The organism is Marinobacterium rhizophilum DSM 18822, from assembly GCF_000378045.1.
In the GTDB taxonomy this organism is placed as follows: Bacteria; Pseudomonadota; Gammaproteobacteria; order Pseudomonadales; family Balneatricaceae; genus Marinobacterium_A; species Marinobacterium_A rhizophilum.
The window spans coordinates 194,409-219,949 of sequence record NZ_KB899093.1 but is presented as its reverse complement, the minus strand read 5'-3'; the positions used below and the strand labels follow the sequence as shown (position 1 = coordinate 219,949).

At 58.7% G+C, this 25,541-nt stretch carries 22 protein-coding genes; 12 read left to right on the top strand and 10 right to left on the bottom strand.

What is annotated here, in order from left to right; all coding sequences use genetic code 11:
* Nucleotides 1-511 precede the first annotated feature (511 nt).
* Together F451_RS0107190 and F451_RS0107185 are read right to left on the bottom strand one after the other, a co-directional pair.
* Nucleotides 512-949, bottom strand: a complete 438-nt coding sequence (locus F451_RS0107190) for a PACE efflux transporter (RefSeq protein WP_020680683.1) — start codon at nucleotides 947-949, stop codon at nucleotides 512-514.
* A gap of 183 nt (nucleotides 950-1,132) precedes the next feature.
* Complete coding sequence (locus F451_RS0107185) at nucleotides 1,133-1,873, bottom strand: glutathione peroxidase (RefSeq protein WP_020680682.1); 741 nt, start codon at nucleotides 1,871-1,873, stop codon at nucleotides 1,133-1,135.
* 171 nt (nucleotides 1,874-2,044) lie between these two features.
* Between F451_RS0107185 and F451_RS28780 the strand changes: the two genes are divergently transcribed.
* The 6 genes from F451_RS28780 to F451_RS0107155 all read left to right on the top strand — a co-directional run bounded on the left by F451_RS28780 (nucleotide 2,045) and on the right by F451_RS0107155 (nucleotide 8,263).
* A complete protein-coding gene (locus F451_RS28780) occupies nucleotides 2,045-2,452 on the top strand; it encodes a thermostable hemolysin (RefSeq protein ID WP_083928373.1) in 408 nt (135 codons plus the stop codon).
* On the top strand, nucleotides 2,382-2,723 hold the full coding sequence (locus F451_RS28590) for an SDR family NAD(P)-dependent oxidoreductase (protein ID WP_020680680.1): 342 nt from the start codon (nucleotides 2,382-2,384) through the stop codon (nucleotides 2,721-2,723). The genes F451_RS28780 and F451_RS28590 overlap by 71 nt, the downstream gene beginning before the upstream one ends.
* Nucleotides 2,724-2,788: 65 nt before the next feature.
* Nucleotides 2,789-5,185 carry a Lon protease family protein gene (locus F451_RS0107170; RefSeq protein WP_020680679.1) on the top strand — a complete coding sequence of 799 codons (2,397 nt, stop codon included), beginning with the start codon at nucleotides 2,789-2,791 and terminating at the stop codon, nucleotides 5,183-5,185.
* On the top strand, nucleotides 5,182-5,916 hold the full coding sequence (locus tag F451_RS0107165; RefSeq protein WP_020680678.1) for a hypothetical protein: 735 nt from the start codon (nucleotides 5,182-5,184) through the stop codon (nucleotides 5,914-5,916). The genes F451_RS0107170 and F451_RS0107165 overlap by 4 nt, the downstream gene beginning before the upstream one ends.
* Before the next feature lie 113 nt (nucleotides 5,917-6,029).
* Nucleotides 6,030-7,418: a sodium:solute symporter family transporter gene (locus tag F451_RS0107160; RefSeq protein ID WP_020680677.1), complete on the top strand. Its 1,389-nt coding sequence runs from the start codon at nucleotides 6,030-6,032 to the stop codon at nucleotides 7,416-7,418.
* Entirely contained in the window at nucleotides 7,415-8,263 is an 849-nt protein-coding gene (locus tag F451_RS0107155; protein ID WP_020680676.1) for a metallophosphoesterase family protein, read from the top strand. Before F451_RS0107160 ends, F451_RS0107155 begins: the two co-directional genes overlap by 4 nt.
* A gap of 16 nt (nucleotides 8,264-8,279) precedes the next feature.
* Here F451_RS0107155 and F451_RS27610 read toward each other — a convergent pair whose 3' ends face one another.
* From F451_RS27610 to F451_RS0107130, 5 genes are all read right to left on the bottom strand, one after another.
* Nucleotides 8,280-8,732 carry a hypothetical protein gene (locus F451_RS27610; protein ID WP_156826393.1) on the bottom strand — a complete coding sequence of 151 codons (453 nt, stop codon included), beginning with the start codon at nucleotides 8,730-8,732 and terminating at the stop codon, nucleotides 8,280-8,282.
* A 97-nt stretch (nucleotides 8,733-8,829) separates the two neighbouring features.
* On the bottom strand, nucleotides 8,830-9,873 hold the full coding sequence (locus F451_RS0107145; protein ID WP_020680674.1) for a M14 family metallopeptidase: 1,044 nt from the start codon (nucleotides 9,871-9,873) through the stop codon (nucleotides 8,830-8,832).
* Entirely contained in the window at nucleotides 9,873-11,363 is a 1,491-nt protein-coding gene (locus F451_RS0107140) for a glutamate-cysteine ligase family protein (RefSeq protein WP_020680673.1), read from the bottom strand. The genes F451_RS0107145 and F451_RS0107140 overlap by 1 nt, the downstream gene beginning before the upstream one ends.
* A 68-nt stretch (nucleotides 11,364-11,431) precedes the next feature.
* On the bottom strand, nucleotides 11,432-12,016 hold the full coding sequence (locus tag F451_RS0107135; RefSeq protein ID WP_020680672.1) for a CBS domain-containing protein: 585 nt from the start codon (nucleotides 12,014-12,016) through the stop codon (nucleotides 11,432-11,434).
* Nucleotides 12,017-12,085: 69 nt separating this feature from the next.
* Entirely contained in the window at nucleotides 12,086-12,445 is a 360-nt protein-coding gene (locus F451_RS0107130) for a hypothetical protein (RefSeq protein WP_026291575.1), read from the bottom strand.
* A gap of 221 nt (nucleotides 12,446-12,666) precedes the next feature.
* On the opposite strand from F451_RS0107130, the gene F451_RS0107125 reads away from it, so the two are divergent.
* Nucleotides 12,667-13,971, top strand: a complete 1,305-nt coding sequence (locus tag F451_RS0107125; RefSeq protein ID WP_020680670.1) for a DEAD/DEAH box helicase — start codon at nucleotides 12,667-12,669, stop codon at nucleotides 13,969-13,971.
* A 520-nt stretch (nucleotides 13,972-14,491) separates the two neighbouring features.
* Here the strand turns inward: F451_RS0107125 and F451_RS26625 are convergent.
* The 3 genes from F451_RS26625 to F451_RS0107110 all read right to left on the bottom strand — a co-directional run bounded on the left by F451_RS26625 (nucleotide 14,492) and on the right by F451_RS0107110 (nucleotide 20,934).
* Nucleotides 14,492-19,486 (bottom strand): RHS repeat-associated core domain-containing protein, encoded by a 4,995-nt coding sequence (locus F451_RS26625; RefSeq protein ID WP_083928372.1) that lies wholly within the window; start codon nucleotides 19,484-19,486, stop codon nucleotides 14,492-14,494.
* Between the two features lie 50 nt (nucleotides 19,487-19,536).
* The gene (locus F451_RS0107115; protein ID WP_156826392.1) at nucleotides 19,537-20,184 is read right to left on the bottom strand and encodes a hypothetical protein; all 648 of its coding nucleotides are present in this window, start codon (nucleotides 20,182-20,184) and stop codon (nucleotides 19,537-19,539) included.
* A 222-nt stretch (nucleotides 20,185-20,406) separates the two neighbouring features.
* On the bottom strand, nucleotides 20,407-20,934 hold the full coding sequence (locus F451_RS0107110) for a DUF3750 domain-containing protein (protein ID WP_020680667.1): 528 nt from the start codon (nucleotides 20,932-20,934) through the stop codon (nucleotides 20,407-20,409).
* A 293-nt stretch (nucleotides 20,935-21,227) separates the two neighbouring features.
* Between F451_RS0107110 and F451_RS24995 the strand changes: the two genes are divergently transcribed.
* The 5 genes from F451_RS24995 to F451_RS0107085 all read left to right on the top strand — a co-directional run bounded on the left by F451_RS24995 (nucleotide 21,228) and on the right by F451_RS0107085 (nucleotide 25,510).
* Nucleotides 21,228-21,947 (top strand): ABC transporter ATP-binding protein, encoded by a 720-nt coding sequence (locus F451_RS24995; protein WP_205623979.1) that lies wholly within the window; start codon nucleotides 21,228-21,230, stop codon nucleotides 21,945-21,947.
* A complete protein-coding gene (locus F451_RS0107100; RefSeq protein WP_020680665.1) occupies nucleotides 21,935-22,744 on the top strand; it encodes an ABC transporter permease in 810 nt (269 codons plus the stop codon). The genes F451_RS24995 and F451_RS0107100 overlap by 13 nt, the downstream gene beginning before the upstream one ends.
* Before the next feature lie 156 nt (nucleotides 22,745-22,900).
* A complete protein-coding gene (locus F451_RS0107095; protein ID WP_020680664.1) occupies nucleotides 22,901-23,272 on the top strand; it encodes a response regulator transcription factor in 372 nt (123 codons plus the stop codon).
* Between the two features lies 1 nt (nucleotide 23,273).
* Nucleotides 23,274-25,313 carry a 3'-5' exonuclease gene (locus F451_RS0107090; RefSeq protein WP_020680663.1) on the top strand — a complete coding sequence of 680 codons (2,040 nt, stop codon included), beginning with the start codon at nucleotides 23,274-23,276 and terminating at the stop codon, nucleotides 25,311-25,313.
* Nucleotides 25,310-25,510, top strand: a complete 201-nt coding sequence (locus tag F451_RS0107085) for a hypothetical protein (protein ID WP_020680662.1) — start codon at nucleotides 25,310-25,312, stop codon at nucleotides 25,508-25,510. The genes F451_RS0107090 and F451_RS0107085 overlap by 4 nt, the downstream gene beginning before the upstream one ends.
* Nucleotides 25,511-25,541 lie beyond the last annotated feature (31 nt).

The following is a 25,541-nucleotide window of genomic DNA, read 5'->3' as shown; positions in this document are numbered from 1 at the left end:
AGAATAACGGCATGCCCGGAATGAGACAATAAATACCAACGGGGGCACTCTGGTGGCACGGCACCCAGTCACCAGACCCGCGCAGGAACGCCTTGGCAGCGTCGCGTCAAGCCTGTTCTTTTCCACGGATTCTGTGGATAAACCTGTGCAAAAGATACAAACAACTGCCATCACCCAGGCTTTAGCTCAGTAATGACGGGGCCCCGCGAAAGCTGGTGAATCTTCGTCCAGCCACGCCAGCGGGTTTAAAATAAACTGTTTGACAATCGCCTCAACGCCCCAAACTGCGCGGGTTTCGCGCCAGATCCGCGACCGTCGCCGCAGTGCTAATATGCACGCTGTCAATATTGACATTGCGCATGTGCAAAAAAACTTTCACTTAATATAGTCCGCGAGGTCGTTCACTTATACACAGCGGCGGGCATCCAGCGAAGGATTTAAGCAGTACCCAGGCCGAAAAAGCCCACTCTGGCGGGCCGCCCTGCGGGGAACCGCGGCGTTACCACAGGGCTCAGCCCTGTGGTAACGCCGCAGGATGGGGTACCGGAAACAGCCGGTCATACGCCAGGTTATACAGGTACGCGAACACCAGATAGAACACGACCATTGCGACATCCATGGCCAGTGCCTGCCACGGGCTGACCTGCAGCCACCAGGCGATTATCGGCAGGGTTACCAGCAACAGGCCACCCTCGAACAACAGCGCATGGAAGACCCTGTCCCGCTGACGCTTGATGCAAGTGCCACGCCGACGGATCAGCCAAAGATCAAACAGGCGGTTGTAGTAATAATTCCACACCATCGCCAGCAGCGAGAACAGCACCGCCAGAGCGCCAAAGTGCCCCATGTCCAGTTCAAGCAGCCAGCCACCGAGACCCGTCAGCAGTACCAGCCCAAGCAGTTCAAACCCCACCGTATGACGAATCCGGTCTGCCTTGCTTCTCATCATTCTCTGCTCCATACGCATAGCACCCACTCAGTGGCGCCATAGTATCGGCTTGAAGCCAGACAATTAAGTTACTAACTATCGTAATTAACGATACATCGGCACCGATGGGCCACAATCACGCCCATGACAAAACCCCCGCAGCGCGAAGCGCCCGGGGGTGTGCAAGACAGCAATAACGCAGACTTATCCGATGTGAGCCAGCAACCACTGTTCCAGATCGTCTGCCGTACCAACATGCTGGCCATCGATGTAGACCTGCGGCGTCGTGCCACGCCCGGAGATCGCCGTCAGGCTGGAGTAGCTTATGCCGCCCTGACCCAGCACGATTTCTTCAAAGCGAAACTTGCGCTCATTAAGCGCCTTCTTGGCACGGGTACAGTGCGAACAACCCGGCTTGGTGATAATGGTCACTCGGTTGGGCTGTTTGGCCTGCGGGTTAACGTAGTTCAGCATGGTGTCGGCATCGGACACTTCAAACGGATCGCCCGGCAGATCGGGTTCGATAAACATCTTGTCGATCACACCATCCTTCACCAGCATGGAATAGCGCCAGCTGCGTTTGCCAAAGCCCAGGTCCGACTTGTCCACCAGCATGCCCATGCCGGCACTGAAGTCGCCGTTGCCATCGGGCAGCACCTGGATATGTTCCAGTTTCTGGTCCTCCGCCCAGGCATTCATGACGAATGCATCGTTAACCGACAGGCAGATAATGCTGTCGATGCCGTTAGCCTGGAACACCGGCGCCAGCTCGTTATAGCGCGGCAGGTGGGTGCTTGAGCAGGTCGGTGTGAACGCGCCTGGCAACGCAAACAGGATGACATTCTTGCCGGAAAAAATGTCGTCGCTGGTCACGTCCTGCCACTCATTGCCCACGCGGGTACGGAAGGTGACCTGGGGTACGCGCTGTCCTTCAATGTTCTGCATCTCTGTCTCTCCAGTCGAATCATGAACTTGCCTGAAAACAGACGCCATCGTACCGGCCAGCTATCAATACTTAAAATTAACTATCCAAATGTACTTGATAGTATTTACATATCGCCTCGATTTACCCTCTGCCTGATCGGGGACTTAAGTCTCTCTTAAGACAACGGCCTCATGCTGCGCTCCATACAACCGGAGGTCACCAAGCAGGCCAGGATCGCACAACAACACTTGAGTCTCGCCAAATGCCACGAGGGCACGCATAGCTTTGAGCGTATCAAGCGCTTTGCCTGCTCCCGCTATGCCGATGTTCACCAGGCCCGACTGCGCCACTTTCTGCCGATACAGATGCTACTCAGCGATGGGCCGCACTGGCTGGCGAGCTGCGGACTGAAAGTTGCCGACACGTGGCCGCTGTTCCTCGAACAAGACCTCGACCTGCCCATTGAGCAGACGCTCAGCCGTTTCGCCATACAGGCGGTACGTTTCGCGCTCTGCCCATGGAGTCCGCATGAAACAGATACTGCTAACCGATGCCACCGGTGGCATCGGCCGCGCCATTGCCCAGCGCCTTGCCGCTGATGGACACAATCTGACCCTGGTGGCCCGCGATCCGGCCCGACTTGATGCTCTGGCGGCCAGGCTGCCCGGCCAGCATGCAATACCGGCCCAGGACTTGGCGGCCGCGGATGCCGGCGCCCGCGGCGGCCTGGGCGCGCTCAAGTACGTCAAGCAGGCCAGGCCCGCCAGCGTCTTGAACAGGTCCAGCGTGGGCTGGGATCAGCGAAATAAACGCGGGCCCCGGCACCTTTTATCGCCAATGTCACGGGAGCTTCTCACAGGCGTCCCGTGATCGACACATTGCTAAGCCAGACTAGAGGGTCTAAACAGAAGACAGACAGTTCCGGAGTCAGTCCTATGCCCTTGCAACCGCTCAGCGCCGACCAGCTCTACCATGCCTGCGACTTGGGCGACCTTCCCTTCGAGACCACCGACGATCTGGAACCGGACTATTCCGCGCTGGGGCAGGACCGGGCGACCGATGCCGTCCAGTTCGCCATCAACATGCCTCACAGTGGTTACAACCTGTTTGTCAGCGGCTCTGCCGGTATCGGCAAGCGCCTGATAATATCGCGTATCATCAAACAGGTGGCGTCCCAGGGATCCGCGCCGTCGGACTGGTGCTATGTCAATAATTTTGATGAGCCGCACCAACCCAGGGTGCTGCAACTGCCCCAGGGTCTGGGTCATCGTCTGCGCCAGGATCTTTTTCAGCTGGTCGAAACCTTGCTGGCCCAGATTCCAGCGACCTTTCACAGTGATGAATATCGCAGCCGGGTGCAGGACATCCATGATGAATTTCAGCAGCAAGAAGAGGAAAAATTCAAGGAAATGGGCCAGCGGGCCGAGCAGGCACAACTGAGCCTGATGCGTACACCGCACGGGTATACCGTAGGCCCGTTGCGCGGTGGCAAACTGCTGACGTCCGAGGAATTCAACAGGCTCCCGCCCGAAGAGCAGGAAAGTATCAAGCAGGCCATAGCCTCGTTCAACGATGAACTGACCGAGCGTGTGCGGCAGATACCAAAATTACAGCAGCAAAATCTCGAAAAGCTGCGTGCCCTGGAGCTGGAATTCACCCATTTGGCAATCGACCCCCAGCTACAGGCGCTGCGCAGCCGCTACAATGGTTTTCCCGACGTACAGGCCTTTTTCGATACTGTTCACCAGGATATGCTTGAAAATGTCGACGACTTCTTTGCCCAGGAAAAAGGCGACAATCACCCGGCACTGCACAAGATCGCCCGCTCTCGCGCGTTTCGTCGCTACCAGGTCAATGTGCTGGTAGGCAAGGCATCAACCAAGGGCGCGCCGGTTATCAGCGAGGATATACCGAGCTACCAGAACCTGCTTGGCCGTATCGAGTACAGCGCCCATATGGGCACGCTATCTACAGATTTCAGCATGATCCAGCCCGGCGCCCTGCATCGGGCCAATGGGGGTTATCTGGTGATAGACACACGCAAACTGCTGTCCCTGCCCTTTGCGTGGGAAGGACTCAAACGCGCCCTGCGAAATCGCGAGATTCGCATTGATCCGCTGGAAAAACTCTATGGCATGGTGACGACCCGCTCGCTGGAACCGGCGCCGATACCGCTGGATGTCAAAGTATTACTCATAGGTGACCGGCATATCTATTACCTGCTCAAAGCCTACGATCCCGAGTTCACTTCATTATTCAAAGTCTACGCCGATTTTTCCGAGGAGCTGGAGCGCCAGACGGAAAACCTGCCGCGCTATATCGGCCTGATGTGCGCCCTGTGCCGGGAAGAAAAGCTATTGCCCCTGTCACGCGATGGCGTTGCCCGGGCCATCGAGCAAAGTTCGCGTTTTGTAGACGACAGCACGCGGCTGTCGCTGCATCGCGGCAAGATTGTCGATCTGTTGCGCGAGTCGGCCTACTGGGCCCTGCAGGGCAACAAGAGCGCCATCGAGGGCACTGATGTCGAAAAGGCGGTGACGACCGCGCGTCACCGTAACAGCCAATATGCGGAGCTCCTGCAGCAGCAGATCGAGCAGGGCATCCTGATGATTGATACCCAGGGCACTGCCGTTGGCCAGGCCAATGCCCTTTCGGTGATCCAGATGGGCGACCACCGTTTCGGGCGCCCATCGCGCATCACGGCCACAGCCCGCGTCGGCACCGGACGCATGGTGGACATTGAACGTGAAACCAAGCTCGGCGGTGCTATCCACAGCAAGGGAGTACTGATTCTGTCGGCCTTTATTGGCAACCGTTACGCCCGCAACGCGCCACTGTCGCTCAATGCCAGCCTCGTGTTCGAACAGTCCTATGGCCGGGTCGATGGCGACAGCGCATCGGCACTGGAACTCTGTGTACTGCTCTCGGCCATCGCAGGCACCCCCCTCAACCAGCAGTTCGCCGCGACCGGCTCGGTCAATCAGCATGGCATGATCCAGGCGATTGGCGGTGTGAATGAAAAAATTGAAGGTTTCTTCGAGCTATGCAGTCAGCGTGAACTGAGAGGTAACCAGGGCGTCATTATTCCCAGCGCCAATATTCAGCACCTGATCCTGCGGCGCGACGTGGTCGAGGCCTGTGAGAACGGAGATTTCCACATCTATGCCGTCTCCCAGATCGACGAAATGCTGGCATTACTGAGCACAGAAAAGGTCGGTGAACCGGACAGTGATGGTCTCTACTCACCCAGGACGTTTAATGGCAAGGTTCAGCGGCAGCTGCAGGACTGGCACGAAATTGCCCGCAAGCAGGCACATGGGGATCAGGCATGAGCCGCCTGGTACTGACACTGCAGCCCGGCGACATTGACCCGCTGAAGCTTGAGCGCTGTGTGCGCCTGGCCGCAGAGCTGGGTTTCGAACTGGAAGCCCTGATCATCGAGGACCAGGATCTTCTCACCATTGCCGGGCTGCCCTTTTGCCAGGAAATCATTCGCCATTCGGCCCGTTGTCGTCAGCTCAGCACCCACCGGCTGGAAAACACCACCCGCCAGCAATTACAGGATCTGCAGGCGCAATTGCGCCGCTTGACCCGGCAAAGCCCGGTGCCCTGGGACCTGCGCATCTATCGCGGCCGATGGTTCGAGGGCCTGATGGACGGATGGTCTCAGACCGACCTGATCGTGCTGGCGCGGGGACAGTCCGACTTCCACCCCCGACCTTCACACAGAGTTGACACGGCGATTGCCGTGCTAAGTGCGCCCGACGGAGGCAGCTACCGGGCGCTGCAACTGGCAGCCCGCCTCGCCAGAATTCAGAAGCAACCGCTGCTGGTGCTTGCCCTGCCGGGCAGTCCCTATCAGAGTGTCCAGGACCTGCCCAGCGGTTTGGGACGGCTGCGACTCGAAAGCGTGCCTGACGATAATCCGCAATCCATCAGACGCTGGTTGCCGGCGATGGCGGACACACTGATCCTGCCGTTGACTGCGATCTGGCCCGATGGCCTGCCGGCGCCGCATGCCCTGCTGGATATCCCTGGCATCCAGACGATCGTGGTACGTTAACTCCCCCCGCTGCTTTCGGCTTTTCAGGCTTGTTTCAGTTGCATTGCCTAAGCTCTGCCTGCCAATGGGCCGCTGTACTAATGTCAAACCTACTCCCCTGACCTGGAGCCTCCATGGATTACAGCCTGTCGATTCTGGTCGCCGCACTGGCGCTCATTTCTCTGGCGCTCTCCCGCCCGGCCCGCTCGGTAAACGCCTTTTTCCTCGGCCAGTCCGACACTGCTGAACCGCCCGGGCTGCTGACACTGACCTTCTCCCAGGTCACCACCTGGATCTTTGCCCGTTCGTTGATGAACGCCGCGATCCTGGGCTTTTTTTACGGAATCTGGGGCACCCTGGCCTACGCCGCCTATTACCTTTCGTTCTGGGTTGGCGGGCGTATCATCGACAAGCTGCGCTTTGAACAGGGCTTTCACAGCGTGCAGGCCTTCCTGCAGCACCGGTTCGGCCGCTGGGGCTCTCACTGTTACAACCTGGTGATCGGCATTCGGCTGGTCAGTGAAGTCTTTGCCAACCTGCTGGTCATCGGCATTCTGTTCGGCACCACCGGCAGCACCGCCTATACCCTGGCCATACTGGCATTCTCCGGCATTACGCTGGTGTATTCGCTACTCGGTGGACTGCGAGCCTCGCTGCGCACCGACCTGTTCCAGATGACACTGTTTCTGCTGGTTCTGGTGGTTCTGGTCATTGCCGCCTTTATGTCACCGGGCGTTCAGCTGGAAGCCCTGCTGTTCAAGCCATTTGAATTCGGCCAGCCCGGTCCAATCCTGTTGCTGGTGGCACTGCTGCAGGTATGGAGCTACCCCATGCACGATCCTGTCATGATGGATCGGGGATTCCTCGCAGACCGTGAAACCACAAGGCGCAGTTTCTTCCACGCAGGCTGGATCAGCATCCTGTGTATCACTGCCTTTGGCAGCCTGGGTGTGCTTGCCGGCGCCCAGGCAAGCCCCGGCGAAGCAATGAACGGCGTGCTCGCCCGGCTACTGGGGGATGGCCCGTTGCTGCTGTTCAATGCCGCCCTGGTTATCTCCGCCATGTCCACGCTGGATAGCACCCTGGCCAGCTCTGCCAAGCTTATGGCACTGGATATGAATGCGATCCCGACCTCGGTTCGAAACGGGCGCCTGGTGATGGTCGTCTTCTTGTTGCTTGGCCTGGGCTGTGTGTTCCTGGGCAACAAGGATTTGTTCAGTGCCGTGGCGGTCAGCGGTACCGCCTCCATGTACCTGGCACCGGTGGTACTGATCTCCCTCTGGGGCGGGCGTACCGATGTGCCCCTGTGGAGTTATCTGGCCAGCTTTGTGCTGGCGGTCAGCGGTGCCGTACTCTATTTCACCGAGTCATCCGGTTACAGCGCGCTGCTGGGGGATGCGCACAAGTACACCAAGCTGCTGTGGATATCGGCTACCCTGCTGGCCAGTGGATGCCTGCTGTTCTGGCTTGGCTGTCTCAGCGTCGGCAACCCCGGAATAAAACAGGCGAAACACGCAGGATGAACAGCGCCTCAACCACACGGGACCTTGGCGACCTGAGCGGCCCACTGATGGTATTTGGCGGCCCGTACAGCAACCTGCAGGCCACCCGGGCACTTCTGGTAAGCGCGCAACAGCGGGGACTGGCGGCCCACCAACTCATCTGTACCGGCGACAGCGTGGCCTATTGTGCCGATGCCCAAGCGACCGTCACGCTGCTGCGCCAGGCCGGAGTCCATTGGATTCAGGGCAATTGTGAAGAATCACTGGGCAATCGGGTTGAGGATTGCGGCTGTGGCTTTGCGCCAGACAGCAGCTGCGCGGCCCTCTCCATCGGCTGGTATCGCCATGCCGATAGGGTAATAAGCGATGACAGCCGGAGTTGGTTGCGCAAACTGCCTGCGCAGTTGCGCTTTACCTGCAATGGACGGCGCATTCATGTCGTGCATGGCGCGGCAGACCAAATCAACCGGTTTGTGTTTGAGTCCACACCGCGGGAGGACAAGCAGCAGCAACTCGACCTCGTCCAGGCCGATGTGCTGATCGGCGGCCATTGTGGCCTGCCGTTCGGTCAGACTTGGCGCACGGGCGCCTGGCTCAATGCAGGGGTGATCGGTCTGCCGGCGAATGATGGCACTACAGATGGCTGGTACATGCTGCTTGCGCCCGAGGGCGAGCGCCTGCGTGCCAGCTGGCACCGGCTGAAATATGATGCTCCGGCGGCAGCACAGGCCATGCGCGATGCCGGTCTGCCCACGGCGTACCGGGATGCGCTCCTGAGCGGGCTCTGGCCTAACATGGATATCCTGCCTGCCGCAGAACGCAGCCGACAGGGCCAGCGCCTGCAGCCTGCGTCGTTACTGATCTGATACAACCCGCCTGATGTCAGTGACGACGCTCGTCCCCCCGGAAAAACCGCCTGTTGGCGTCACGCCAGGCGCTGCCTTCATGGGTACGGCGATAGACTCTGCCGTCATGTCTCCTGTAGGAATGACGGTAGTCCCTACTGTCATGTTTCCTGTAGGAATGACGGTAGTCTCTACTGTCATGTTTCCTGTAGGAGTGGCGGTGATCAAATTTGTGCCTGGAACGGTGGTGGTGACGCGGCGGCGCATGGTATCTGGGCGGCGCATGATGATGACGCGGATGATGATAGCGCGGTCGACTGTAATAATAGCCATAAGGTGCATAATCATAAGGCCCGCCGAGGTACAGACTAAAACCGTTACCGTGAATGGCGGCGCCCCCGAAGTAGATACCAACATCCACATCGGCCTGGGACGGGCTGGCGACCAGACTCAATGCCAGCACACCTGCACTTAACAATCTGATCTTCATGAGACAACTCCAGCACAGCTGTTACCCTTAAGACCCTGCCGTACGGTGTGAGTTGCGCGATCAATTTTCACCCGGACTTAAGCCCTGATTCAGCTTGTCAGCCGTCGATGATGCTGTGACCCGTTTCAGGTGCCGCATAGAGCAGGCAGTCACTGCAGGCGATGAGGGGATTATCAGTCACCATGAATAACTTGAGCGCCTGCGCAGCATAAAGCCCATGCCCCTGATGTTCGAAAAACCTCGTGAGCACATCAACGCCACTGGCATCGCGCAGGCGCATCTTGGCACGCGCGCCGGGCCCCAGCCAGAGCAGAAAGGTACCGCCCTCGACCACACCGAAATTATAGCGTTCAAGGTGCCAGGGCACGGTTATGTCCGCCGCAGGATCAGGCTCGTCCGCAAAGGTAACCCGGGTGTCTGGCGCCAACTCAAGCCGTACCGGATGGTGATACAAATCCATATGCAGGCCGCCTGCGGGCACCTCTAACACTTGATCCCCCCGCAAGAAGTGCCAGAACCCCTCCACTGCCACCTTGTCCGCCACCGGATCCTTGTTGCCACCGCATTCGATGGTAACCACGGGAAAATCGGACCGGCTGATTTCCATCAGGGCACCGAGGCGGATATCCGTCACGATCAGGCGGTGAGTGAAGAGCGCCACCAGCGCTTCGTGGGCCGGATCTTCGTGGGTAACAACACCAAACGCCGGGCTCATGCCCGAAGTATTGTGAATATCAATCAGGCACTCGGGCCGATATTGATCCAGCAACGCCAGGGTCTGCTCGGCAATCCGGCCCGGCGTACCCTCGAAAGGGGGGCGGAAGCACCGGTTCAGATCCCGCTCGCCGGGTAGCTGTCGCCAGGAAAACAGCGGCGCCTCCAGCGCAGCCGACACCGACAGAATGAAGCACAGCAGCGTGATATTCGGTTGTTCGCCGTTGCGCAACCAGCCATGAACGGCCTTCAGCCCCGAGGGCTCGTTGCCGTGCAGTAGCGTGCTCAGAGCCCGGCAGCGGCTCGGATCCCGACCCTGCACGATAATCAGGCTGGGCCCGCCCAGCTGACGCAGAAACTCCTCTGGCGTACGGGCAATGTCCGACGGAGCAGGGTTGTGCACTATTTGAATTCTGTCATCCGGCATCAGTGCATGTCCGTCCATTGTGCGACAGGCTGGTTAAGGTCAGCACGGACACGATAACCTTCGAGCATGGTTTTCAATGCGCGCTGCCGGCTGTACCGGCGATTGAGGCGTGCCACCTGACCAAGTTGCCAGGTCGCCCCGGTACAGCCATGTTCCAGCCGCTGTTCGATAATACCAAGGTAATGATCAATTTCGGCCGTGCTGATACCGATACGACCCAGACCCTGTTCTGCCACCGGCAGCAAACGCTGCGCGAGCTCGATCACCGGTATTTCCTCCAGCCGGCGACTGCAGCTCGATGGCCACAGCATTCGCGCATTGAGACCCAGTTCGGCGGTACGGTAAAAATTGTGCTCCAGCATGCTAAAGGGCAACGCCGGCATGAGCTCGGCAATATCGCCGCGCAGCCCCTCCGCCAGCCCCACCAGAAAGGCAGCGTTGGCCATCATGTCGCAGGCCGTGGGTCCCGCCGGCAGAGCGCGCATCTCAATCCGCAGATGCCCACCGCAGCTATCGTCATAAATGACCCGGTTCCAGGGCCAGATCGTGCCATGATGCAAACGCAATTCCTGCAGCTGGGGAATGCCACCGCTCTGCACGGTTCTCAGATCGTCTTCGCCATCGTTACAAATGGGTAACAGCGCCGCATGCAGCAGGGCCGACTCGGCAAATAACTCATAGGCCCCCTCACGTACCCAGCCCGTTCCAAAGTTCACCCTGGAGGCACAACTGTAACTGTTGCCGCTGCGATGGGCTCCGTCGATGGCATGTTTGAACAGTGGAATCCGCGTTTCATGCCATAACCGGTGCCCCAGCAAAAACGGTGAGTTCCCGGCCAGCGCCAGTACCACAGGCGTTGCCAGCTGCATTGCATTGTAGATGTCGGCGAAGTCCGAGGGCCTTACCCGGTAATGCAGCTGCAAAGACGTGTTGGCGCCTTCCAGCGTGACATCACGGGCGCGCAGTGAGATCGGTTCCTGTCCATTGATGCGCACCTGGATGTGCTCACCCCGAAGCCGGCTCAGGCCGTTCGTCAGCGCCTCATAACGCCGCTGCTCGGTCATGACATGGGGGCCAAAGTCACGACGACGCAATGTAGGAAGGATACCGATCGCCAGGATATGGCCCTGATACGTCGATGCCGACTGTTCCAGTGCTGCGATTGCGGAGCGTATCTCGGTTTCGATGCTGGAAAACGGGGTGCCGTGGATCGGCACCGGCGTGAGGTTGTATTCAAGATTGTAACGGTTCAGCTCCAGCGTCAGCCGGGGGTCGGCCTGCGCATCTCGAATCTCGCTGTTTACCATTAACGGCAAGCCGTTACGGTCGACGATGCACAGTTCAAGTTCCGCGCCAAGGGAGCCCGGCCCTTCACCAAATCCAGGCCTTTGCAGCAGCGCCTTCAGCGCCTGCAGATTGCTCTCCAGACGCTGATAGAAGCCGCTAAACTCCTGCGGCGTGAAACTGGACTTGTTGATTTCGAGTCCCATTACCGTCCTGCACGCTAAGGCATTCCTACAGCGTAGACAGCGAAGTGCTCAGACTCCAGTCACACGCCTCAGGCAGCGCCGCTGCCATAGAGGACGTCGACAATCTCCCGAAAGCTGGTGGCACGCTCGGTGATAGACACCGGGATATGCAGTTTGCGGGCAATATCGCTGGCCGAAATGATGCCGCAGATCTGCAGATCCTCGGGTTTAACCACCAGCATGTGCTGTGATCCCACATCCTGCAGGGTTTTGAGAATATCACCGATACAGCTGCCGCTAATCTGCTGCATCGACAACCCGGCCAGCTTTTCGCTCGGCGTCATGATATCGCCGATCGTAAGATCGTCCCGCCGCAGCCCCTGGCTCTGAGCCGTGCTCAGCACCTTGCGGCTCTCCAGATCCGACACGCTGATGATGCCGCGAAATTTCTCGGCGTCGTCCATGACGATAACGGAGCGGACATGGGCCTTTTTCATCATCAGCAGTGCGTCGTTGATACCGACATCCAGCTCCAGCGCCAGCGGGCGCGTCGATTCAAAGTTCGTGACGACATTGATCGCCGGGCTTTCAAGGCTCAGATTATCTGCAGCAGGAGTCGAAAGCTTGGTGTAGTCACGCAGCGACAGGGTTTTAAGTTCATGAAAGGTACGCATGGTATTAGCCTCCTCTGGCCACAGCCAGAGCGATCATTCAATAGAAAGTGAACACACTCGCGACAACAATCAGGCTAATGCTGGTGGGGCTCGGGCGCGCTCAAAGGTGCAGGGGGCAGGTTGCCAGCCCAGAATAGGGCCAACGGGAAACAGCTGCGCCGCAGCAATGACAACCACAACAGCGGGTGCCGCGCCGACCGAGTCATCGGCGCTGGCGTCGTTGCCGCTGTCCAGGCGAAACCCTTCGCCCTCGGCTCCGCTGCCCATGGTTGCCAGCGCCTGCCAAGGGGCCGCCGACACGCTATCGGAGACAGGCGCCTTAGGCCAGAGCGCCAGCAGGCCAACAAGCAGCAACAGGACGCATAGGTTAAGCAGAGAAGCACGCGATCGAGGGTCAGAAGACCAGCGATCCGGCAAACAGGTATGCATCAGTTGTTCAGAATCCTTAACAGCGTCATATATGCAATATGACACTATCCCCGACCCGGGTTCCGGTCAACGCCGGCAGCAACAAAATATTTTGGCGCTGCGGTGCCTGCCATCAGGCATGGCGCAACTGCACGAGAGTCGCTGTTAGCGCCGGATTCAGTTAAGCTACGCTTCTTTTTTTGCAACTCGAACCGGGTCGCGCTGGCGGCTCACAGGTAACTATGAGTACGTTCAACGCCCTCGGCCTTATTGAGCCTCTGCAGCAGGCTCTGGCGGAGCTCGACTACCGCAGCCCAACCGCCGTGCAGACCCAGGCCATTCCCGCCATTCTGAACGGCGCCGACCTCGTGGCCGAAGCCCAGACCGGCACCGGCAAGACCGCTGCATTTGCCCTGCCCATTCTTCAAAACCTGTGGGCAGAGCCATCCGTTGAAGACATTCGCCCGGTACGCGCGCTGGTGCTGGTGCCCACACGGGAACTGGCGCTGCAGGTGACCCAGAGCCTGGATGCCTATGGCCGCTATCTGAGCCTGCGTACGATCGCATTGTTTGGCGGCAACCGTATCGAAGGACAGATCGGCCAGCTAAAACGCGGTGCCGACATACTGGTCGCCACACCAGGCCGCCTGCTCGACCTGCTCAGCCAGGGCGTTTTCGATCTGCGCCAGCTTCAACTGCTGGTATTGGACGAAGCCGACCGCATGCTGGATCTTGGTTTTATTGCCGACATTCGCCAGCTGCGCAAGAAAATGCCCCGCCGCTGCCAGACCCTGCTGTTTTCAGCCACCCTGTCCGAGGCCATCGAGCAGCTGGTGCCCGAGTTTCTGCAAAAGCCCACCTGGGTGCGCGTCACGAAACGCAACTCCACCGCCAAAACCGTGCTGCAGTTTGCCTATGCCGTGGATCAGGGCGACAAGTGCGATGTGCTCAGCTACCTGATTCAGGGTGGGCAATGGGCACAGGCGCTGGTCTTCACCCGCACCAAGAAGCGCGCCGATATGGTGGCAGACTACCTGCAGTCCGAGGGTATTGATGCCCGCGCACTGCATGGCGACAAACCCCAGCGTGAACGGGTCAGCGTGCTGGCCGGCTTCAGCCAGGGCAAGATCCGCATTCTGGTAGCCACCGACGTGGCTGCCCGCGGGCTGGATATCGACGCCCTGCCCCGCGTGGTGAACTACGACCTGCCCAACGTACCGGAAGCCTATGTTCACCGTATTGGCCGCACCGGCCGTGCCGGCGGCAAGGGTCAGGCCATATCGCTGGTGTCGCCGGATGAAAAGCGCTACCTGGTGGCCATCGAAGCACTGATTGGCCGCCCACTGTCGATCAAGCCCGTGCCTTACCAGGGCAGCAATGCCGCCGACGACAACCACAGTGTGCGCGCCTCGAAAAATTCGCGCCTGCGCGCCAAGCTGAAACCAGCCCCGGTCAAGCCCGCCCCGGCCCCAATGCCCGAAGCCGACGATACCAATACCCGCGCCGTGCGCCCGTCCCTGCTCTCGGGTTCGAAGCGCAGGAAGTGAAACTAACTCGACGCACTAATAGCTGACGCAGGGATGCGTCGCCATTGGCGGAAAAATCATTGTAACTCCAAAAAACCAGGGGACTTATGCATAGTTTCCTAGAGACCCCAGCTAAAATTCAGTGAATTTAATGTCTTTTCAGGGACCAAAACTGTACGGGCTGATTCCGCATGTACGTCCTGCTGACGAAGCGTGGAATATAGAAGTGGAACGGTGTACGACACACTACTGATAAAAATATAAATTTATTAATTTCTTTCAAAACACGTTTTACTCATAACAAACCAATACAATAAAAAACCAATAAAAAAATCTATTGGCCAAAGCCATACCGACCCCCAAAGTAAAGCCGTTACTACCGGAGTAATAATAAAAAAGAAAATCAGACCCGCTATCATGTTATTCCTACGATAATCTTTTCCCTTCAGAGATATCCCACAATTTGAACATCGCACCTCCCCATTCGAGTCTATTTTAAAAATATTTATTGAATTACAACATTCTGGACAACTAGGCATATTCATTTGCACTCTTCTTTTTCGTCTTCATCGCACACTGCGCTACACACAACACCAACAGCTCCTCTACACGCTGCACCTGATGGAGAAATGATACTGCCAAGCATTTGACAAGGCATAGCGGCGACTCTGCATACGACTGGACATATTGGATTTTTTCTAGTATCACGACCAGCCCCATTTCTCATTACACACTCAACGGTGATGCACTTCGCATCAGGATTAGATGGTGGTGGATCTAGCTCACAGCTAAATCCACGTCGAAAATCAAATATTAGATGAGATCCCTTCCCACAAAGAAGCCCTAGTGGATCAACATAACTTGGAGGGTTTCCACCTACATACACGTAAGTATTCAGACCACCCGCTAACCCTATCGGATCACTTTCGATGTACCGTCCCGTTGCCGGGTCATAGTCCCGATAGTAGTTGTAGTTCAACCCTGTCTCGGCATCAAAATACTGCCCGGGAAAGCGCAGATTGAACGTAAACCGTTGACCGTTTCCATCCGGGTCTTCATCGGCCAGGCTGTCACCAAACGGTTTCGGCGTCCAGCGCCAGACGACCGTACCCCAGGCATCCGTTATCGCTTCAGGCGCATCAATCTGATTACTGTGTATTTGATAGATCTCGCCGTCTTGCAGCACAGCGACGGGCATGGTGCCCATCCAGACGATTTCCTGCCTGATACGGCCGTCGATGTCATACTCGCCCAGCAACTGTGGGCCGGCATAGACAAAACGACTTTCAATCGTAACATCTATCCATTCGCCGAGGCGGCAGCCTCGCGGCAGGCCTGGGTCGTCCTTTTCATCGCTGATCTGGGTAGCAATGCAGGCATTGTCATGCATATCAACATTGCCATCCTGATTCAGGTCAGCCTGCAACGGCGACTGCCCATTGCGAATAAAGTGCTTTAATTCGTGCAGGTCCGCTGAGGTGACCTCACCATCACCATTGAGATCGGCGGTTAATCGGTAAGACTGGTGACCCATCTTGTAGACGCGCTGTCCGGAGGCGTTGTACTGGTAATCACCGGTAAAGCCATCATCCACGGTGGCCAGTCGATTTCGCGCATCGTATTGGTAGCTATGACGACCGTCGGTCAGGGTATTGCCATTACCGTCGTAGATGAAGGCAACATCCTCAGCTGTCAAAAGCCGGTTGCTTCCAGGATCGACCGCGTAATATCGCGAAACCCCGTCACTGCTTTCGTGAGTACGGTTGCCATTGGGATCATAGGTGTAGCCAAGATCCCAATCGGCAGACATCGCCGCGTTCAGACGCCCCTTGGCATCATAGGCAAAGTTGCGCTGAAGGCTCCCTCCGTTGATGGCGACGATATTGCCAACCTTGTCGTAGCTCAGTTGCCGATTTTCAGCAGCAATGTTGAAACTGTCGAGCCGGCCATTCGCATCGTAGGTCCGACTGCTGGGTTGTCCGTTACCCCAGTTCCAGCCAGTCACAGCGCCAAAGGCGGCATAGTGAATGTCATCCAGCACCACCTGACCATTTGCAGCTATGGCTGTCAGCCGATTTTGCGCATAGCTGTAGTCAACAATCGCCCCCGAAGGATAGATCACACGGGCCAACTGGTTGGCGTCGTTGTAGGCGTACTGGGTTTTCAGCTCGACGCCATCCGGCGACGTCTGGGTACGGCTGACAGGATTTCCCGCAACGTCATAAGCCAGAACGGTGCGCCCAGTTGCATCCCGGACCTCGGCCAGGCGCCCCATCCCATTGGGCGCAGCGTCGTAGAGATACTCCACGACCTGCCCGTCGGCGTAGACAGTGCGGATCACGCGGTTAAGTGCATCATACTCATAGGTGGTTGCCTGGCCATTCGCATCAGTCTGGCCGGTAAGATTACCGGCACTGTCGTAACGGTAGGTCGTCACGCCGCTATCCGGACTGTCTCGCTCGACAAGCTGGCCCGTGTAGGCGTCATGGCGATACAGCGTCGAATTGCCGTTGGGATCGGTAACGCTTGCCAGACGATCGTCCGTGGCATATCCAAACTCGGTATCTGCGCCCAATGCATCGGTTTCCCGTATTGGGCGTCCACTGGAATCAAAACGCCTGCGACTGTCACTGCCGTCGGCACGAATCGTACGGACGACGCGGCGCTGAATATCCCGCTCCAAAGAGGAGGTATTGCCGAGGCCATCAACCCGGCTTTTCAGCGCTCCGTTGGCAAAGTAGTCGTATTCCATCTGATGGCCGGACGGATCAATTTCACTTAGCAAATTCCGTACGGCGTCATGTGCGAATTGCGTCACATTGCCATAACGGTCTTCATGTGCGGCCACGTCGAGGCGGTCCCAGTCAACAAACTCACTGGTGCCATCCGGGTAACGGGTCTGGATACGCCGATCGAGGGCGTCATAGCGATATTCCAGCCTGTAACCCGCGGCGTTTGTTTCGCTGTCGATACGGCCAAAAGCATCGTAACTGTATGTGGCAACCCTGTTGCCATTCGGGTCGATAATACCGGTCAGGTAACCCTGATCATCGTATTCGTATCGAGAAACATGCCCCAGCGGGTTGATCACCCGGGTCAGTTGACCCGCCGCATTGTAATCATAGGTGGTCACTTGGCCGGCGGAGTCCGTATAGGTTAACGGGCGATGCTGGTCGTTATAGGTGAACTGCGCCAGCACATCGTAACCGGCCGCACTCCTGCGTTGAATGCGAACCAGATCGACCTGGTTGTCCGCATAATCGAATACCAGTTCACGACCTTGAGGATCGATGGTGCTGGTCACGTTACCGAATACGTTATAGGTTTTTCTGCTCAACTGGGTGGTACCGTCCGGTAGCACCCGGCCAACGAGCGAGGGTTTATCCAGGGTGCCTTCTGCACCCGCCCAGCTTTGGCCCGGATAGTTGAACCAGACGCGTCTTTCCAGCGGATTTTTGACGCTCTCTAACACGCTGGCCGTAAAAGACGTGTTGGTCCGCAGGTGATACCAGTGGCGAATGCGCGCTTGGGTATAATCCCCCGCCGCGCGTCGCATGGCCTCCTTATCCCAGTAAAAGGTATTGCGGCCGTTGATGTAGCGGTTGAACAGGTTCATGCCCGCGGGTATCGGTGAGTCACTGAACGGAATCCCGGATGCACCATGCGCGAACTCAACCCGCTCCCGCTCGCCCTGGGGATCGGTAACCTCAAGCCAGCGGGTCGTCCCGCTCTCGCCATAGCTGAACGAGGTGGTGCCGTATGGGGTATTCATGGTGTTGACGAAGGTGCCGCTGTCGTAGCCAAAAGTCGACGTCATGCCAATGGCATCCGTGATACTGTTCAGACGACCACTGACGTCATAACCGATGATTGCGTTTCGTCCGAAAGGGTCGGTAACACCGGTAATAAGCAGCGGATTGGACGGATTGTCATAGGTGAATACCGTAATTTGGTCCAGGGCGTCCGTCACACTGAGCAGGCGCTGCTGAGCGTCATACTGCAATGTCACGGCATTACCCGCAGGATCAATAACTGCGCTCAGCATTACGCGACGCGGATAATAGGCGCTATTGTCCGGCTGCGCGTAAACGAACCGTCTGCCATCCGGCATGCGCCGTTCGTAACGCAGAGGCAAGGATGACACTCGAACAAGCTGGGCACCGGTGCGCTGTTCCGGCAAGAAGGCTCCGGTGCCGACGTTGTAACCCCCATAATTGCGACTCCCGCCCCCGGGAAGATAGACCATCACCCGGTTACCCACCTGCTGGGGATCGTCCTGCACGTAGGATAACCAGTTGAAGGTCCACTTCTGTCCCAGGTTGGAAAAGGTGAACGTTGTGGGTTGATTGATCTCACGCTGGCTATAGGTGAGGGTTACCGGCACAGAAGGCCCGACGGGAGGCGTGTACCCGATCGGGGTATCGCGGATATTCAGACTGACCAGCATGGAATGCACGCGATAGCGCGGCATACCTTTGTGTTCGGTACAGGGATCGTCACACTCGGTTAAATCATCGTCCGACGTGCTGCTCTGATCGCTGCTTGAGGTGTAGCCACTACCGACCACCTGGGCGGCATCGGTATCCTTCAGGCGTTGCCAGGGCACATTCACATCGTTCAGTGCCAGAAAATATCCGCTCGACTCGGCATCCAGTGCATCCTGCGAGATCCATAAATCCTGGCCATACGCGGGATCCCTGACCCGGTAGACACCATCGTCCTCGCTCAGGATGGTGGCGTAATGCCCCACGCGCCAGTGCACGAGCGAAGGCACCGGTACAGGCTGCCCCATGCCACGTCGAATGGCCAAAGCATCTAACCCCAAACCGTCGGCAAGCGCGTCCAGTTGCGCTAAAGTCGTCCCATCCGCACCGGCTTCACTGTTTTCGAGAACAGATTCACGCTGCCTTGCTGGCACCGTTATCGCCAGCAAGGCATCCAGAGCAGCAATCCCGCACCTTAATGCCTTCTCGGGCTCATTCTTCATTTGCCAGAGCCCGGCACGGGCGAACGTTAGACTTTCCGATATCGAGCCGGCCTCTGGTCCGGTACTTACCCTTTTAAGCAGTGCCTCGACGGCATCGCGATGGCCAAAGCGGGTGTGCAATTCAAGCAACTCCCCCAATATCCGGGCAGCTACGGCTCTTTCTGCCGGATTGTCAGCGGCCTCAGCCGCAATATGGGCTTGCTCCAACAGCTGTAATGCATCAGAAAAGTAGCCGGCCTGCGCCCGGGCTAATGCCATATTGAGCAGTAACGAAGCGCGCCAGGGTGAATCCGTAAAACGGTCCAGGTAATCTGACACGGGCCCTACACTGGACGGACTGCCCATGGACGAATAAGCCATAGCGGCCGCATCCAGTGTCGAATGCTGGGCCCGGGAAAAGGGGGTAAACGCAACCAGGGGCTCTTGAAATACACCGTAACGCGACGAAATATTGGATTGACGACTACTGTCCTCATTACTCGCGCCAGCGATGTGCGAGAGAACTAATAAAATCACCCCCACCAGTAACCTGAAATTATTCCAGTCCATGGAAATATCTCCAATGCGAATAGAGTCTCCGCTAGATTTTTATTAAGCGTTCAATCATTCCTTGATTGAACGGGTAAATAGGTGATGGGATCGATGCGCTTGGTAACGTCTTCAGACGTATCGCCGTGTGAACTCAATGCAATTCCATCAACGACGCCAAAGATACCTGTCGAATAGCGTTGAGAACATTTTCCATCATCTGCTCGGCAGAGTACGGCAATACAGCCAAAAAGATTCCAGTAGGGTCGATTTGTAGCTTTCGCGAATGCAGGACTGGATTGATTCATTTCATGGGGTGTATAACGAACCAGATCTCCAGCCTTGATCGCGATGGCGTCGTAGTCTTCACGGCCCATTAGAAGGGTGATTTCTTCAACCCCGCCCTGTCCGGGAATTTCAACCGACATCATCTGAATAGACTGCCTGAACTGCGCCTGGTTATCGGGCAGAGCAGTCCAGTATCCATTTGCCTTTGCCCAACCAAAAACAGCATCGGCATCTGCATCACTGGCTACTTTTTTAACGGAGCCCAGCACCAGGTAGGGATAAGACCCATCATTCTTCAAACCACAGCGATTTCGCTCACAGTCGAAAGAAGCGCCCCAGGCGATTGAAGAAATGCCGTATAAAAATAATACGTATAGTTTTGGCGCAATGGGTTTATGCCGAAAAAATCGACTTTTCGATATTAAATACATAGGGTTAGCCCCGCATCCTTACGAGTACTTGGCCAAGCATCTGATTAAAGAGCTGACCCGATTCACCATCCTTGGTAAGGATTATGTATAGGTGCGACTAAAGGTGCTGTCAAACAGAGACAGGCTGTAAATGCCTGTAATATCTTGTTTCTCGCGTCTTTGAATAAGTGCCCATGAGTCTCATGGCCTTCCTCCACCCGCCGGTATCACGCTTAGGCTAACTTAATCCGCCCAGCCGCTGCCGATGGCGCTGAACGGCAGTTCGAGTCCGAGTTCCGGTACCTTCTGTGCCACCCAGGCAGGAAAGGTATTGCTGTTGGGGCCCGGGAACAGGCGGTACTCGTGCTTCCACGGATAATCCCTGGCGGCCCGGTCCACCGCCTGGATCAGTTTTTCGACACCCGGCCCGCGCTTGTCGAGCAGCAGCTCGGGTCTGGCACCGAACCAGTATCGATCCGGCCGGTCTACGGCTTCGATGCGCAGCACCGGTAATCCTCTGCGCTCCCGCCAGCCAAGCACCTCATACAGGGTATAACGCTCAGCATTGGCCGGTTTGACGGCGATCCAGGTATGGATTGCGAACCAGCCGCGCCAGCCATAGGCGCTTGCACCGTACACCTGCAGCACGGCCTCGGGCGTGGTCGCTGCATCCGGCGCCAGCCCGGACGATGCCCGGCTGGCGGTGCGCCAGTCGCCCTGACTGCAGCCGCTCAGCAGTACGACACACAACAGCCATAGTCTGATATTCATCGGTCCTTCCCCATTCATTTTCAGCGCCCGGTTGAGGCAATAATCACCCTTAATCCCTCCTCCTCCAAGCGTTGTCTTTATCACAACAGGCGGTAACGGTACCCGACCCGAAATCTCCTTGCTTGCAGGTACTGCTCATTATAGATACGAGACAACCGCTGGAGTGGATCCCTGCAGGCGGGCTCAATCGCCAACACCCCGTGCACCACATAACTCCTTTCTTGCCGCCGCCGCATTGGAGTGGGCCCGCACTACACTGAAACACACGCCCGTACAGAGCCCCGGGAGGCACAGTGGAGCCTGCACATACCACCACAAACCCCGCCACAGCCCCCAAGCCTCGCGTTCAGGGGGCCAGCACTGCCGTCTTGCTGCAGGGCCACAACCTCGGCCTCTACGATCAGGATCGCTGGGTGTGGCGTCAGCTTGAGCTGGCGATATCACAGGGTGAGCGGGTTGCGCTCACAGGGCCCTCCGGCAGTGGTAAAACCGCGCTGCTGCGCACGCTGGCCGGGCTTGCGCCTGCGACCGAGGGTGAACTTGAGTTGGCGCAGCGCGGTTTGCAGCACTGGCGGATGCCGGAGTACCGTGCGCGCGTCGGCTACCTGCCGCAACGGCCCGAACTGGGCGATGGCGATACAGTAGAGGCGGTGCTGACCGCGCCCTTTGCCTACCGCGCCCATCTACATCAACGCTATTCCCACAAACAGACTCGGCACGCGCTGCGAATGCTGGGACGCGGCGCGGACTTCCTGCAACGGCGCGTGGATTCACTCTCAGGCGGTGAACAGCAGATTACCGCGTTACTGCGCCTGCTGGCGCTGCAGCCCTTGCTGCTACTGCTTGATGAGCCCACCGCAGCGCTGGACAAGAACGCCACCCTGGAGGTGGAACGGCTGCTCAGGGCCTGGCAAGACGAGGCGCCTGATCGAGCCTGGCTTTGGGTCAGCCATGATGCCGACCAGATAACACGCATGGCCCAACGCACGGTACAACTGCCATGGACAATCTAGTCACCGATGGTTACTACTCGCTGAGCCTCACGCAACTCGGGCTGGCCGCGCTGCTGCTACTGGTCAACGTTGGGCTTTCCATCGGTTTGCAGCTGGGGCTGACCCGTTCCCTGCTTATCGCCAGCTTGCGCATGACGGTGCAGCTGCTGCTGGTCGGCCTGATTCTGGAATGGGTCTTTGCCCTCAATACGCCACTGCCGGTGCTGGGCATCGCCCTGGTCATGGCCACCCTGGCCGGCGTGACTGCCGCCGGTCGCACGCGCCTGCGCTTTGCCGGAATCTACTGGGACTGCCTGCTGTCCGTCATGGGTGCCGCCATGCTGGTGACCGGCGCCGCATTGGCGGGCATCGTTCAGGTGGTTCCCTGGTACAACCCGCAATACCTGATTCCCATGCTGGGCATGGTGCTGGGCAACATTCTGAACGGCATCAACCTGGGACTCGACCGTTTCACCACAAGCCTGTTCGATCGCAGCGCCCTGATCGACACCCGTCTGGCACTCGGCGCAACCCGCTGGGAAGCGGCGCGCAGCGAGATCCGCGAAGCCTTGCACGCAGCGCTCACGCCCACCATCAACAGCATGCTGGTCATGGGCGTGGTCAGCCTGCCCGGCATGATGACCGGCCAGATTCTGGCAGGTGCAGCACCGGTCGATGCCGTGCGCTACCAGATCGTGATTATCTTCATGATTACCTCGGCGGCGGCGCTGGGGTCTCTGGGCGCAATCCTGCTGGCGTACCGTCGGCTGTTCAACGCCCGGCACCAGTTTCTGAAACATTTGCTGCTAAAGCGCTGAAGCAACAAGCCCATACCAGCCAAAACCGTAATGCCTTTTTAGGTCGACGGTTATGCGCCTGCGCCCGGGGGTAACTAAACTCCCTATTAATGTTTGACGCCTGCACTGCCCGGCGACCCGGCCACGGCACGCTGAAAACGCAGCCAGGAGATCCGTATGACCCTAGTTCTGGTGGTGGATGACGAACCCAACATTGTGCTGTCGCTGGAATTTCTGATGCGCCAGGCCGGCTTTGACGTGGTTACCGCAGGCGACGGAGAAGCGGCGCTGCAACGGGTCGCCGAGCAACGCCCCGACCTGATCCTGCTGGATATCAGCCTGCCGGGGCTCAGCGGCTTTGAAGTGCTGGAGCGGCTGCGGGCACAGCCAGAGCATGCCCGCCTGCCGATTATCATGCTGACCGCCCACGGCCGCGAAGTCGAACGGGAAAAAGGCCTGGCCCTGGGCGCCGATGACTACATCACCAAGCCTTTTTCGACCCGTGCGCTGGTAGACAAGGTCCAGGCCCTGCTGGCGGAAGGCGACTAGGGTGCCCTCGTTTCAAGCCCTCCTGGGCCGCTGGCTGCTGCTCAGCGGTGCGAGCCTGTTCAGCGGTATCTTTGTGGGCGCCTGGCTCGACAGCACGCTGCAGCCCGTCCCCGCACAGCGCGCCGGGCTCTGGTTGCTGGCACTGATGCCGGCGGTCCTGGTGCTGCTACTCGGAGTTATACTCGAACGCCGCCTGCTGGCGCCGCTGCGCCACCTGCAGGTACAGCTGGCACGCCTTGCCGCCAATCCGGACGCCACCCATGATTTTGCCCCCGAAGGCTGGCTACGCCCGCTGGAGGCCGACCTTGAACGCCTGCGCAGCGGCTGGCGTGAAGATCGCCAGGCACTGCAAACGGCCGGTACACAAGGCGCACAGAAGGCACGCCGAATACGCAATGAGCTGGAAGCGGTGCTGCAGGTGCTGCACACCCCGCTGCTCCTGTGCGACCAGCACCAGCGTTTGCTGCTGTTTAACCCGGCGGCGGAGCAGCTCTTCTCAAAGGCACCGGCCCTCGGGCTCGGACGCCGCCTGTCCGAACTGCTGCCCCAACCCGGTCTGCAGGACGCATTGCAGAACCTGCCCCGCGACGGCCGGACACGCCAGCTGCTGCTGCCCCAGGGGACAAGCTGGCTGCGCTGCGATGTACGCCGCGTTGCCGCCAGCCAGGGCGAGGCACTGATCACGCTGCAGGACAGCACGGCGGCGCAGGACGCCGACCAACGCTGGCATGCCCCCCTGGCCCGCCTGCTGCCTGAACTGCGCCGTCACAGTGCCAGCCTTGTCAGCAGCAGCGAGGTGCTGGCAAGCGGCCAGGCCGAAGCGCAACTGCAACACCAGCTCGAGGCCATCGTGCGCGAGGAAAGCCAGACACTGGGGTCCCTGGTGGAGCAGCTGGCGCGGCATTTCGACAACCTGCAGCAGGATGCCGGCCAGTTGCAGGACACCTGGTCCAACGATCTCTGGAGCGCGTTGAGCGAGCGTCTGCGCAAGCATGAGCTTGAACTGCTGGCCATTGGCATTCCGACCTGGCTACGGACCGACGGTCCCATGCTGCTCGAACTGCTGTGCCGCCTGCTCGACCTGCTGCATGAAGCGACGGGAACACGCAACTTCGAGGCCGAACTGCGCCTGGGCAATCAGCGCGTTTACCTGGACCTCATCTGGCCCGGACAGCCCATCGACCAGGGCCGGATCGCCCGCTGGCTGCAGCTGCCACTGACCGACGCCAGTGAGTTTCCTTCCCTGCTGGACGTGCTGCGCCGCCACGACAGCGATTGCTGGTCATTGGCCGACGAGGATGGACTACATGCCCGGCTGCGTCTGCCGCTGCCGGCGCTGGAACGGGTCGGACCACCCCCTGAGCCACGGCCGGGGCGGCCGGAATTCCACGATTTCAGCATTGCGGATCTGCCTCCACCCGATGCCGAACTGGGCGCCCGCCCACTGCAGCAGCTGGAGATGGTTGTGTTTGACACCGAAACCACCGGGCTGGATCTGCGTCGCGGCGACACCCTGGTGAGTATCGGGGCCTGCCGCATCCTGAATGGCCGCCTGCTGGCACAGGATGCCTACGACCAGTTCATCAACCCCGGTCGTCCCGTACCACCAGAGAGTACTCAGATTCACGGCATCAGCGATAACGATGTCGCCGAGGCCCCCCCGGCCGAAGTGGCGCTGCCGCATTTTCGCAACTTCGTCGGCCACAGCATTCTGGTGGCCCATAATGCCGCTTTCGACCTGATGGCCATTAACCAGCACGCAGAAGCCGCTGGCGTGCGCTTCGACATGCCGGTGCTGGATACGCTGCTGTTGTCCCGCGCGCTGGACCCGAGCTTCGCGGACCATGGTCTGGATGCCCTGGCCGCCCGCTTTCAGCTCAGTTTTGCCCCCGGCAGCCGCCACTCGGCACTGGGCGACGCCCGGGTCACCGCCGAACTGCTGCTGCAGTTACTGCCGCGCCTTCAGGCGCACGGCGTGCACAGCCTGGAGCAGGCGCTGCGGTTCCAGACCCGCGGCGCGTTGGAGACCCCTTCCCCATGATACGACCACCCTCGCAAACGCCCCGTCTGATCGCCGTCACGCTGCTCGCCGCCTTGCTGTTTACCCCGCCACTGCTGGGGCTGTTTGACCGGCCGCTCGACAACGGCCTGTCATCGCTGTCGCTTTACCTGTTTGCCGCCTGGGGGCTGGTGATCCTGCTGGCCGCACTCATACTGGAGCGCGATGATGCAGAGTAACCGGTCAGTTACACTGGCCATGGAAGCTCCC